Annotated in this window: 11 protein-coding genes and 1 pseudogene; 5 read left to right on the top strand and 7 right to left on the bottom strand. The window is 61.6% G+C overall.

Annotation, left to right across the window (positions count from 1 at the left end; genetic code table 11):
• Positions 1-6: 6 nt before the first annotated feature.
• From ACMAUO_RS19630 to ACMAUO_RS19615, 4 genes and pseudogenes are all read right to left on the bottom strand, one after another.
• On the bottom strand, positions 7-213 hold the full coding sequence (locus tag ACMAUO_RS19630; RefSeq protein ID WP_114728029.1) for a TOBE domain-containing protein: 207 nt from the start codon (positions 211-213) through the stop codon (positions 7-9).
• A gap of 101 nt (positions 214-314) precedes the next feature.
• Positions 315-1325: a UDP-glucose 4-epimerase GalE gene (galE, locus tag ACMAUO_RS19625; RefSeq protein ID WP_420358584.1), complete on the bottom strand. Its 1011-nt coding sequence runs from the start codon at positions 1323-1325 to the stop codon at positions 315-317.
• 57 nt (positions 1326-1382) lie between these two features.
• Positions 1383-2733, bottom strand: a pseudogene (locus tag ACMAUO_RS19620) (mannose-1-phosphate guanylyltransferase/mannose-6-phosphate isomerase).
• 180 nt (positions 2734-2913) lie between these two features.
• On the bottom strand, positions 2914-3261 hold the full coding sequence (locus ACMAUO_RS19615) for a hypothetical protein (protein WP_420358583.1): 348 nt from the start codon (positions 3259-3261) through the stop codon (positions 2914-2916).
• A gap of 86 nt (positions 3262-3347) precedes the next feature.
• Between ACMAUO_RS19615 and ACMAUO_RS19610 the strand changes: the two genes are divergently transcribed.
• From ACMAUO_RS19610 to ACMAUO_RS19590, 5 genes are all read left to right on the top strand, one after another.
• A complete protein-coding gene (locus ACMAUO_RS19610) occupies positions 3348-4403 on the top strand; it encodes an NAD-dependent epimerase/dehydratase family protein (protein ID WP_420358582.1) in 1056 nt (351 codons plus the stop codon).
• Positions 4404-4496: 93 nt separating this feature from the next.
• Positions 4497-5276, top strand: coding sequence for a glucose-1-phosphate cytidylyltransferase (gene rfbF / locus ACMAUO_RS19605; protein WP_420358581.1), 780 nt, complete (start codon positions 4497-4499; stop codon positions 5274-5276).
• 82 nt (positions 5277-5358) lie between these two features.
• Positions 5359-6717, top strand: a complete 1359-nt coding sequence (locus ACMAUO_RS19600; RefSeq protein WP_420358580.1) for an NAD(P)H-dependent oxidoreductase — start codon at positions 5359-5361, stop codon at positions 6715-6717.
• Positions 6650-7252: a dTDP-4-dehydrorhamnose 3,5-epimerase gene (gene rfbC, locus ACMAUO_RS19595; protein WP_420358579.1), complete on the top strand. Its 603-nt coding sequence runs from the start codon at positions 6650-6652 to the stop codon at positions 7250-7252. Before ACMAUO_RS19600 ends, rfbC begins: the two co-directional genes overlap by 68 nt.
• Positions 7253-7441: 189 nt before the next feature.
• Positions 7442-8479 carry a DUF707 domain-containing protein gene (locus tag ACMAUO_RS19590; RefSeq protein ID WP_420358578.1) on the top strand — a complete coding sequence of 346 codons (1038 nt, stop codon included), beginning with the start codon at positions 7442-7444 and terminating at the stop codon, positions 8477-8479.
• A 265-nt stretch (positions 8480-8744) separates the two neighbouring features.
• Here ACMAUO_RS19590 and ACMAUO_RS19585 read toward each other — a convergent pair whose 3' ends face one another.
• The 3 genes from ACMAUO_RS19585 to ACMAUO_RS19575 form a co-directional block, all read right to left on the bottom strand.
• A complete protein-coding gene (locus ACMAUO_RS19585; protein WP_420358577.1) occupies positions 8745-9953 on the bottom strand; it encodes an alpha-hydroxy acid oxidase in 1209 nt (402 codons plus the stop codon).
• An 83-nt stretch (positions 9954-10036) separates the two neighbouring features.
• A complete protein-coding gene (gene galE, locus ACMAUO_RS19580) occupies positions 10037-11047 on the bottom strand; it encodes a UDP-glucose 4-epimerase GalE (protein WP_420358576.1) in 1011 nt (336 codons plus the stop codon).
• A 57-nt stretch (positions 11048-11104) separates the two neighbouring features.
• Positions 11105-12568 carry a mannose-1-phosphate guanylyltransferase/mannose-6-phosphate isomerase gene (locus ACMAUO_RS19575; protein ID WP_420358575.1) on the bottom strand — a complete coding sequence of 488 codons (1464 nt, stop codon included), beginning with the start codon at positions 12566-12568 and terminating at the stop codon, positions 11105-11107.
• Positions 12569-12646 lie beyond the last annotated feature (78 nt).

Raw genomic sequence — 12646 nt, 5'->3', positions numbered from 1 at the left:
CGCGCTCTATTTCCCCACCATTACGTCCGATGCCTTGATAACGGCATAGGCTTCGTCGCCCACGGCCAGGGCGAGATCGTCGATCGCCTCGTTCGTGATTGCCGAGGTAATCACGACGCCCCCACCGATATCGATCGTCACATGCCCAGTGGTCTGGCCTTTGGTCACCGCCGTGACCGTGCCCTTGATCTGGTTACGCGCGCTCAGCTTCATGCCGCCTCTCCCAAGGTCTCTTCCCCCTGCGTAGCCGAACGACACCCCGGGACAAAATCAAGCCTGCCCCGCACAAATGCCCGGATCGCGTATCGCCGCGCTTATCGCATGCTGTCCCCGGGACCATAGCCATGGGGATGTTCCAGGCGCCAGCGGTAGGCCGTCTCGACGATCGCATCGAGTTCCACGAAGCGCGGCGTCCAGCCGGTCTCCCGCCGCAGACGCTCGGCCCCCGCGACCAGCCGTGCCGGGTCACCCGGCCGGCGGGGTGCCAGATGCCACGGCACCACACGCCCGCTCACCCGCTCCACGCTGCGGATCACCTCCATGTTCGAATGCCCGCGGCCGGTGCCCACATTATAGACCACGCTCCGATCATGGATCGCGCCCAGCGCCGCCAGATGGGCATGGGCCAGGTCCGTGACATGGATATAGTCACGGACGCAGGTCCCGTCGGGCGTCGGATAATCGTCACCGAACAGATGCAGCGCCGCCCTCCGCCCCAGCGCCGCATCGATCACCAGCGGGATCAGATGGGTCTCCGGCCGATGATCCTCTCCGAGCCGTCCGTCGGGATCGGCGCCGGCGGCATTGAAATAGCGCAGGCACGCACTGCGCAGCCCATGGATCCGGTCCGCCCACAGCAGGGCCCGCTCCACCATATGTTTGCTCTCGCCATAGGGTGAACCGGGAATGATCGGCGTCGCTTCCGTGATCAGCGCATCGTCCGTCTGCCCGAACAGCGCCGCCGTCGAGGAGAACACGAAGCGCTTCACCCCATGGCGGATACAGGCGTCGATCAGCGTAAAGCCCAGCCCCGCATTGGCCTCCATGTAGCGCAGCGGGTGCTGCATGCTCTCGCCCACCAGCGACAGCGCCGCAAAATGCAGCACCCCATCCCACGGGCCGCTGGCCAGGATCGTATCGACCATCGCGCGATCCGCCAGGTCGCCCTCGACGAACGTCACCCCATCGGGCACCGCCTCCCGGTGCCCCGTGCGCAGATTGTCGAACACCAGCACGTCATGCCCCACGTCCCGCAGGGCGGCCACCACATGGCTGCCCACATAGCCCGCGCCACCGGTCACCAGAAAACGGGATCGTCCTGTCATCTTCGCCGCCTCGATTCTCTCTTGCACCCTGCCATCCGTCCCTGGTTCCAGCAGTCCTCAGGTCCGGTTGTAGGTATCCTCGAAGCGGATGATGTCATCCTCCCCCAGATAGGACCCGGTCTGCACCTCGATCAGCACCAGCGGGATCCGGCCCGGATTTTCCATCCGATGGGTGCATTCCTGCGGCAGGTAGATGCTCTCGTTCTCATGCACGGTGATCTGCTCGGCATTGCGCGTCACCAGCGCCACGCCACTGACCACAACCCAGTGCTCGGCCCGATGATAATGTTTCTGCAGCGACAGTTTCTCACCCGGCATCACGACGATGCGCTTCACCTGGAAACGCGCATCCTGGATCAGGCTCTCATAGAAGCCCCACGGCCGATAACAGCGGTGATGGGCCTCCGCCTCCTTGCGTCCCAGGGCCTGCAGGCGCGTCACGATCTTCTTGACGTCCTGCGCCCGGCTATGTTGCGTCACCAGCACCGCATCGCGGGTCGCCGTCCTTCCCGCCGATATCCCACAGCGCATTCCAGCTCCCGATGTCGGTCCAGCCGAAATCCCCCGCAATGACCGCGGCGTGGTCGGTATGCTCCATCACCGCGTAATCGAAGGAAATATCCGGCGCCGAGAGGAAGGACGCGGGGTCGAGGCGCTGGAAGACCAAATCACTGGTGCGGCGCTCCACCGCGTGGCGCACCGGTTCCAGCACCACCGGGGCATGGAGTTCCATTTCCTTGAGCAGGGCGTGCGCCGTAAAGACGAACATCCCCGAATTCCACATATATTTGCCCGACGCCACCAGCTCGGCGGCGGTCTCCGCGTCCGGCTTCTCGATGAAGCCCGCAACCGTGCTCGCCTCGGGCAACCTGGCCAGCGGCTTGCCGGCCTCGATATAGCCATAGCCGGTTTCCGGACGGGTCGGATGCATGCCGAAGACGACGATATGGCCGCGCTGCGCCGCAGCGGCGGCAACCGGCAGAAGCTGTTCCAGCGTGTCCGGCCGGGTGATCACCGCATCGGCCGCCATGATCCACAGCACGGCATCCGGATCGCTTTCGGCGGCCAGCAGGGCGGCGGCGGCAATCGCCGGCGCGGAGTTCCGACCGGCCGGTTCCAGCACGATCCGCGCATGCTCGATCCCCGCCTCGCGCAGTTGCTCGGCAATCAGGAAGCGATGGTCGTGGTTGCAGATCACGATCGGCGCCTCGAACATCGCCCCAACCCCGCGACTGGCCGTCTCCTGCAGCATCGTCCGGGTCCCGACCAGCGACCAGAGCTGCTTCGGATAGCTCGCACGCGACAGCGGCCACAGCCGGCTGCCTGTGCCACCAGACAAAATCACCGGCACGATCTTCGTCGTAATGGCTGCCTGCGTGCCCATTACCGGAAGTATGGTGTCAGACATCGCATCCTCCTGCTGCTCTATTCAGTCACAAATTCATCTCGGAAACCAAAACTCACGCCGTCCGCTATATCAGAGAGCAGTCCGCCAATGCCGTCCAGGCAGACCGTAATGAAATCACGCGGATAACGGCTATCACATGCGACGGTAATTGTCAGCCAAAGGCACCAACGGGTTCCGGTGTCAGAAAGGCCGCCCCATCCCCCTTTCCCAGGTCCAGGCATCAATCTCGACGCTTCCGATCACGGTATCCGCAGCCCTGCTCTTCCACTCATGACCAGCCCAAAATCCTTCCTGGCGAGGCCCGTGCATCGTCCCTAAACAGTCGCTGCGGACACGTCCCAAAGCCCGTTGCACCTGTTTCATAAACAGGAAAGCTTTTTCTTCCGTACAACGAAACCTTTCTCTTCCGAACACCTTAAGCTTCTCGCCGCGATGCTGAAAAGACCGATCGCATTTTGTGTCTTTTGGGCTTTTCGGCTTATCGAAACGTGAAAAAAGCATCAGCCCGCACAGGCAGTTTTCACGCAAATTTATGGAGATATTCTAACGCCGCGCCAATATTTCAACAGGTCGCGGATTGACAAACTTCAGCCGCTGGCAAGGAACAGGCTGCGATGAAAATACTGATTACCGGAAATATGGGCTATGTTGGATCCACGGTATGTAAATATCTCCGGCACGCGCGTCCCGATGCCGTGCTGCACGGTTTCGACAATGCCTATTTCGCCCATTGCCTCACCGGCGCCATGTGCCTGCCGGAGCAGAATCTCAATGCACAATTCTACGGCGACGTACGGTCCCTCACGCCCGAACAGCTTGCCGGATATGACGCAGTTGTCCAGCTCGCCGCCATATCGAACGATCCGATGGGTCACAAATTCGAGAAGATCACTTACGAAATCAACCAGGATACCACGATCGCCCTGGCTCGATCTGCTGCCCACGCAGGTGTAAAACATTTCGTTTTCGCATCAAGTTGCAGCATCTACGGCATAGCCGAAGGCGGTCCGCGCAAGGAGACCGATCCGGTCAATCCCGTGACGGCCTACGCCCGATCCAAGATCGGCGCTGAAAAGGTACTGGAACAGATCGACACCGACATGGTGATCACCAGCCTCCGTTTCGCTACTGCCTGCGGCATGTCGGACAGGCTGAGGCTCGACCTGGTGCTGAATGATTTCGTCGCGTCCGCGATGGTCAGCGGCAAGCTCAGCGTGCTTTCGGATGGAACGCCATGGCGACCGATGATCGATACCGCCGATATGGCGCGCGCGATCGACTGGGCGGTCGACCGTCCGGCGGAAGCTGGCGGGCGCTACCTGGCGGTCAATGTCGGCAGTGACGACCGCAACTATCAGGTACGCCAGATCGCCGAGGCCGTGGCTGAAATGCTGCCGGGAACCGAGGTCAGCATCAATACCGAGGCACCGGTGGACAGCCGGTCCTATCGGGTCGATTTCGGCCTCTACAAATCGTTAGCGCCCGATCATCAGCCGCAGGTGACGCTGCGTGATTCGATCGGGGAGTTGAAGGCGGGGCTGGAACGCATGGCTTTCGGAGATGCGGATTTCCGCAACTCGTCCTTGATCCGCCTCAAGGTTCTGGAGGCGCACATGGCTGCGGGGCGCCTCGATTCGACACTGGTCTGGCAAACCTCCGCGCGCTCCTGAGAGAGCTGCTCCGCGTTCCCTCCAGCATCGGCCTAGCCGCCACCAGCGGAAAACAGTCCCATAACATATAAATATAACAGGGAGGATTGGTGAATGAAGGTCGCAATACTTGCCGGCGGTTTTGGAACAAGGCTCAGCGAAGAGACGATGATCCGCCCCAAACCCATGGCGGAGATCGGCGGGCGGCCGATCCTCTGGCATATCATGAAGATGTATGCCCATTACGGGTTTTCGGATTTCGTCGTCCTTGGCGGCTATCGCGTCGATTTCATCCGCGATTACTTCATGCGCTATCGCGCGTCGCGCAGCGATTTTGCCATCGACCTCGGCACCGGAGAAGTGAACTGGTTGCAGGCACAAACCGAAAACTGGCGCGTCACGGTCCTCGACACCGGCAAGGATTCCCTCACCGGCGGACGCATCCGTCGCGCGCGCCGCTATCTGGAAGACGATACGTTCTGCCTGACCTATGGCGACGGCGTGAGCGACGTCAACATCAACGATCTCGTGGCCTTCCACAAATCCCGCGATACATGGTGCACGTTGACGGCAGTGGTCCAACCCGGACGCTACGGCGCACTGCACCTGAGTGACAACGGAGCCGCCGTGCGCGGCTTCGGTGAGAAGCGGGCTGGTGACGGCGGGCTGATCAATGGCGGTTTCTTCGTGTGCGAGCCGGAAATCTTCGACCTGATCGACGACGATCTGACGACATGGGAGGCCGAACCAATGGACCGGCTGATCGAGCGCGACAAGCTTTCGAGCTTCGTGCACGACGGCTATTGGCAGAGCATGGATACGTTGCGCGACAAGCAGGTTCTGGAGGCGGCATGGGCAACCCAGGCGGCTCCCTGGAAAGTATGGTCCGACTGACAGGCGCCGATCCGGACGCGCGGCGGACGGAACAACGTGACGCAAGAGCATCGAAAATAACACAATCGGCAGGATCCGGAACATGATCATCGTTGATACGGCGTTGAAAAAGCGTGAAGCGGAAGGTCGACCGGTAACCGTCGCCATCGTCGGGGCAGGCACCCAGGCGCGCGCCATTGCCCGCACGATCGAGATCGCGACGCCCGGCATGCGCGTCGTCGCGGTTGCCAACCGTACCCGCGCGAACGGCGAGGCGGTCTTTACAGAACTTGGGCTCGATCCGGTGTGGTGCGCGGACGCCGCCGCCCTTGACGCCACGATCGCATCGGGGGCACGAGCGGTCACGGACAATCCGCTGCTGCTGGCCGGAGCGACAGGGATCGACGCGGTGATCGAGGCGACTGGATCCATGGAATATGCCGCCCGCGCGGTGTTGGCCGCGATCGAGGGCGGCAAGCATCTGATCCAGGTGAATGCGGAGCTCGATGGCACCATCGGTCCAATCCTGAAAGTGAAAGCGGACGCGGCCGGCGTCGTCTATACCGCAGGCGACGGCGACCAGCCGGGCGTGATGATGAATCTGGTCCGCTTCATGGAGGGCATTGGCGTCCGTCCCGTGCTGTGCGGCAGCATCAAGGGGCTTTACGATCCGTATCGTACGCCCGATACGCAGATTTCCTTTGCGCAGAAATGGGGGCTTGATCCGGCCATGGCGGCGTCGTTCGCCGACGGCACGAAAATCTCGTTCGAGCAGACGGTCATCGCCAACGGCACCGGCATGAAGGTGGCGCGGCGCGGCATGATCGGGCCCGATTTCTCGGGCGGAGACCCTTATGCACCGCTGGAACCACTTGAAGAAACGACCGGTGCGTTTGCTGCCCATCTCGATGCCCATCTCGCCGCCGGCGGTCCCGGTATCGTCGATTATGTGATCGGAGCCCGACCGGGTCCCGGCGTCTTCGTCATCGGCACGATAGCGGACCCGCGCCAGCGGCATTTCCTGAATTATTACAAGATGGGTCCGGGACCTTATTACTGTTTCTATACGCCCTTTCATCTGTGCCATTTCGAGGTTCCCGGCTCGATCGCGCGGGCGGTTCTGTTCGGAGATGCGACGCTCACGCCGCTGGCGGGCCCAAGCGTCGGCGTCATCGCGCTGGCCAAGAAGGATCTCGCACCAGGGGATGTCATCATCGAGCTCGGCGGGTTCGAAACCTATGGAATGATCGAGAATATCGAAACGATACGCGCGGAGAACCTGATCCCACTGGGGCTTGCGATCGGCGGACGGATAAACAGGCCCATTCCCAGGGACCAGCCCATCACGTTCGCCGATATCGACCTGCCAGAAGGGCGAACGATCGACCGCCTTTATGCGGAGCAGGAGGAAGCCTTCGCACCGTCCATGGCGATCGAAGAGGTCGTTTATGATCTTTCATAAAACCACATTGCAGGATGCGATGCTGATCGACCCGGAGCCGCGCGGGGACGATCGCGGCTTCTTCGCCCGGATGATGTGCCGGGAGGAATTCACGGCACACGGGCTGATCACCGACTTTGTGCAGCATAATATGTCCTTTTCGCGCAACCGGGGCACTGTGCGGGGGCTGCATTTCCAACGCGCCCCCCATGCCGAAGCCAAGCTGATGCGCTGCACGAGAGGCGAGATCGTCGATGTGATCGTGGATCTGCGCGGGGCATCGCCGACCTATCTACAGCATGAATCGTTCCTGCTGACCGCTGAAAATCATCGGCTGCTTTATGTACCACCTGGCTTTGCCCATGGCTTCCAGACCCTGACCGACGATGTCGAGGTCTTCTATCCCGTCAGCGCCGCCTACGCGCCCGACATGGAAGGCGGCATACGTCACGACGACCCGCTGATCGGGATTTCCTGGCCTCTGGACGTAAGCGATCTGTCGCCAAAAGATGCATCCTGGCCGCTCTTGCAACGAGCAGCACCACCGATTTTCTAAATATTTCGCGGCAACGGCAAGCACGCCTCAACCGGCAAAGGAGACATTGATATCATGTCACCCGAGATAAAACGTCATCTTGATGCAATCATCATCTCGCGGGTCGCGTATGTTTTCCATCGAGACCCACATTCCCGTCTCCAGTAGTTCACATGAGATCGCCAGAGTCCAGACCAGGGAGAATTTCGGATGGAACCGGAACAAGAATTTCAGTCCGAGAACAGGCGCTTCCTTGTTCTTGCCCGTGTCGGTGACAACTCGCTGCATCATAGCTGGCTTGCAGACAAGATGGTCACGCGGAACTGGGATCTGCAACTGAATGCTTACGCCAAGGACGGCTCACATTGCCAGGATGGCGATCTGCCGACCGTATTCGATTACGGCACCAAATGGGACAGCATCGCACGCCATTTCAAGGCCAACCCCGAGTTGCTGCGTCGTTATGAGTATATCATGCTCCCAGACGACGACCTTTTGATGGAAGCCTCTGACATCAACAGGTTGTTCGATATCGCGGTGGAATATGATCTGACGATGGCGCAGCCGGCCATGACGATCGAAAGCTACATGTCGCATGCCATCGTCCTGCGTATGCCCGGCTTTCGTCTTCGGTACAGCACATTTCTTGAATCCATGGCATGCTGCATCAAATCGTCCTATTTGCGCACGCTTCTACCGATGTTCGAGCGGCATTTCACCGGCTGGGGCACGGATATGATCTGGGCGATGCTGATGAAGGACCCCGCCTACCGCGCCGCGATCGTGGACGAGGTGCCGATGACCCATACCAGGCCACTCTATAGTGGACCGATCTACAATACATTCGCGAAAGACAAGATAGATCCGAAAGAGGAAGTACGCGGGCTTCTTGCCTGTTTCGACAACCATCCTCTCCGAATGCATGTCTACGGCAGCTATCTGGGCAATGGCAGGAAGGTCGGCGCCTTCGAGACACGCATACGCAATGCGGTCGGACTATTCAGTGTCGCGAAAGACGCGAAGCTGCCCTGGAACACTTTCCGCATGGGGTGCGCGATGCTGATCCGGGCGTTCACTACAATGGGTTATCGGCCGGAACAGCTTCGCGCCGTCGCAGGTACAAAAATGGCGGCACTCGGAATGGGCGCGCCGCCACGCGATCCGGGCGTGGGCATGGCGGCCGCAGGCATTCCTGCTTCGATCTCCGGAGCGACCGACGAGCATTTCACCGGTGGCATGAGCATGTGAATCCTTTGCGCCAGCGCGATTTCTTGGGACAGGACCGATCCCGCCGTAGCCCGTAAATACAGGTTCTCTGCTCATCGGCCCAAAGACAAACGGTTTCCATAGGCACGCCTTTGGAAACCGTTTGTTTATAATGGATTAGGAACACGAAGCCAGGGGCCTCCCGCGCGTTGAGCGAAATCCGACCTTGTCCCTGCCCAAAGTCAGTCTTTTCCCGGGAGGGTGTCCTGCCTCCTCCCCGGCATCCTCCACAATCTCAGCCGCACACTCACGGGGCCGCAAACCGCCGTACATGGGCGGGGGACAGCTCGCCGATCGTCTTCACGCCAAGCATTGCCATGTCGCGTGCGATTTCCGCCCGCATCAGACGCAGCGCATGACGCACGCCGGCCGTGCCTGCCGCGACCGAAGCATATAGAAACGGCCGGCCGACGAAGACGAAATCCGCGCCTAGTGCCAGAGCCTTGAGCACATCAGTGCCACGCCGGATACCGCTATCGATCAACACCGCCATCTCGCCAGCTTCGCGCACGACCTCCTGCAGCATGAGCAGGGGGGCGATGGCTGAATCGAGTTGTCGCCCGCCATGATTGGACAACCAGACGCCATCAATACCCGCCGCGCGGGCAAGAGCCGCATCCTCAGGGGAAAGAATTCCCTTGATGACAAGACGGCCTTTCCAGTTATCGCGCATGAACGCGACATGCTCCCAGCACAGGCCGTCACGGGTACCGATATTGCGCTCGGCGGAGCGCGAAAGGATCGCCGGCCCGCGAAATGCGTCCATGTTCTCGAAATGCGGCATGCCGCGCATCAGGGTACGGAGGAAAGTCCCGAGCGACCATCGTGGATGAAGCGCCCCGTCCCAGAAAAGACGCGGAGTGGGCCGGAGAGGCATGGAAAAGCCGGTGCGGACGTTATTTTCGCGATTGGCAGGAACCTGCACATCAGCGGTAAGGACAATCGTTTCGAACCCCGCGGCGCCCACCCGGCTGAGCATCGCCGCAATGCGCTCCCTGTCGCCAGGCAGATAGGCCTGAAACCAGCGCGCTCCACCCTCGGCAGCCATCGTTTCCAACGGCGTGAGCGACGTGGCACTGGCGACCATCAGCGCATTCTCGGCGGCGGCGGCCCGAGCCAGCACAATATCGCCCCGAAACGACGACAGGGCAGACAAGCCCATTGGCGCGATCCCAACCGGCAGGCTGAAAGATTTCCCGAAGAGAGATGCCGTCGTCGAACGCGCGCGCGTATCAACAAGCACACGCGGCACGAGAGCGAGCGCGGCATAGCTTTCGCGGTTGGCCCGTAGGGAGCGGTTAGTTTCCGCAGCCCCCGCGTAATAGCCATAGATCTGTCGTGGCAGGCGACGTCGGGCAACAGCCTCGAAATCATCGAGACACAGAAAGCGGTCGAGACGACGGGACAAGTCCGGGGCAACAGGTTGTTTTACCGGAACCGGGAAGGAAGCGTTCATGACACTCCTTGTAACAGATCGGGCATACACCAATGTTGCCCGAAGAGAAAGCACGCCTTACCGTGGGTGCTCCCTAAGACGCCTTATTGCCCCCCGTCCCCGGAACCATAGCCATGGGGATGTTCCAGGCGCCAGCGGTAGGCCGTCTCGACGATCGCATCGAGTTCCACGAAGCGCGGCGTCCAGCCGGTCTCCTGCCGCAGACGCTCGGCCCCCGCGACCAGCCGTGCCGGGTCACCCGGCCGGCGGGGCGCCAGATGCCACGGCACCACACGCCCGCTCACCCGCTCCACGCTGCGGATCACCTCCATGTTCGAATGCCCGCGGCCGGTGCCCACATTATAGACCACGCTCCGATCATGGATCGCGCCCAGCGCCGCCAGATGGGCATGGGCCAGGTCCGTGACATGGATATAGTCACGGATGCAGGTCCCGTCGGGCGTCGGATAGTCGTCACCGAACAGATGCAGCGCCGCCCTCCGCCCCAGCGCCGCATCGATCACCAGCGGGATCAGATGGGTCTCCGGCCGATGATCCTCTCCGAGCCGTCCGTCGGGATCGGCGCCGGCGGCATTGAAATAGCGCAGGCACGCACTGCGCAGCCCATGGATCCGGTCCGCCCACAGCAGGGCCCGCTCCACCATATGTTTGCTCTCGCCATAGGGTGAACCGGGAATGATCGGCGTCGCTTCCGTGATCAGCGCATCGTCCGTCTGCCCGAACAGCGCCGCCGTCGAGGAGAACACGAAGCGCTTCACCCCATGGCGGATACAGGCGTCGATCAGCGTAAAGCCCAGCCCCGCATTGGCCTCCATGTAGCGCAGCGGGTGCTGCATGCTCTCGCCCACCAGCGACAGCGCCGCAAAATGCAGCACCCCATCCCACGGGCCGCTGGCCAGGATCGTATCGACCATCGCGCGATCCGCCAGGTCGCCCTCGACGAACGTCACCCCATCGGGCACCGCCTCCCGGTGCCCCGTGCGCAGGTTGTCGAACACCAGCACGTCATGCCCCACGTCCCGCAGGGCGGCCACCACATGGCTACCCACATAGCCCGCGCCACCGGTCACCAGAAAACGGGATCGTCCTGTCATCTTCGCCGCCTCGATTCTCTCTTGCACCCTGCCATCCGTCCCTGGTTCCAGCAGTCCTCAGGTCCGGTTATAGGTATCCTCGAAACGGACGATGTCATCCTCCCCCAGATAGGACCCGGTCTGCACCTCGATCAGCACCAGCGGGATCCGGCCCGGATTTTCCATCCGATGGGTGCATTCCTGCGGCAGGTAGATGCTCTCGTTCTCATGCACGGTGATCTGCTCGGCATTGCGCGTCACCAGCGCCACGCCACTGACCACAACCCAGTGCTCGGCCCGATGATAATGTTTCTGCAGCGACAGTTTCTCACCCGGCATCACGACGATGCGCTTCACCTGGAAACGCGCATCCTGGATCAGGCTCTCATAGAAGCCCCACGGCCGATAACAGCGGTGATGGGCCTCCGCCTCCTTGCGTCCCAGGGCCTGCAGGCGCGTCACGATCTTCTTGACGTCCTGCGCCCGGCTATGTTGCGTCACCAGCACCGCATCGCGGGTCGCCACCACCACGACGTCATCAAGCCCGACAACGGCGGTCAGGATCTCGTCCGACCGAACGTAGCTGTTATGCACCCCTTCCAGGCAGACATGACCCTGCGTGACGTTGCCCTCCCCATCCTTCTCGCCGATGTCCCACAGTGCATTCCAGCTTCCGATGTCGGTCCAGCCGAAATCCCCCGCAATGACCGCGGCGTGGTCGGTATGCTCCATCACCGCGTAATCAAAGGAAATATCCGGCGCCGAGAGGAAGGACGCGGGGTCGAGGCGCTGGAAGACCAAATCACTGGTGCGGCGCTCCACCGCGTGGCGCACCGGTTCCAGCACCACCGGGGCATGGAGTTCCATTTCCTTGAGCAGGGTGTGCGCCGTAAAGACGAACATCCCCGAATTCCACATATATTTGCCCGACGCCACCAGCTCGGCGGCGGTCTCCGCGTCCGGCTTCTCGATGAAGCCCGCAACCATGCTCGCCTCGGGCAACCTGGCCAGCGGCTTGCCGGCCTCGATATAGCCATAGCCGGTTTCCGGACGGGTCGGATGCATGCCGAAGACGACGATATGGCCGCGCTGCGCCGCAGCGGCGGCAACCGGCAGAAGCTGTTCCAGCGTGTCCGGCCGGGTGATCACCGCATCGGCCGCCATGATCCACAGCACGGCATCCGGATCGCTTTCGGCGGCCAGCAGGGCGGCGGCGGCAATCGCCGGCGCGGAGTTCCGACCGGCCGGTTCCAGCACGATCCGCGCATGCTCGATCCCCGCCTCGCGCAGTTGCTCGGCAATCAGGAAGCGATGGTCGTGGTTGCAGATCACGATCGGCGCCTCGAACATCGCCCCAACCCCGCGACTGGCCGTCTCCTGCAGCATCGTCCGGGTCCCGACCAGCGACCAGAGCTGCTTCGGATAGCTCGCACGCGACAGCGGCCACAGCCGGCTGCCTGTGCCACCAGACAAAATCACCGGCACGATCTTCGTCTTAATGGCCGCCTGCGTGCCCATTACCGGAAGTGTGGTGTCAGACATTGCATCCTCCCGCTACTCTATTCAGTCACAAATTCATCTCAGAAACCAAAACTCACGCCGCACGATCATAATCGGACC

Source organism: Gluconacetobacter brunescens (genome assembly GCF_048695475.1).
Lineage (GTDB): Bacteria > Pseudomonadota > Alphaproteobacteria > Acetobacterales > Acetobacteraceae > Gluconacetobacter.
The sequence above is the reverse complement of the archived record's forward strand: the minus strand, read 5'-3'. Positions and strand labels throughout refer to the sequence as shown.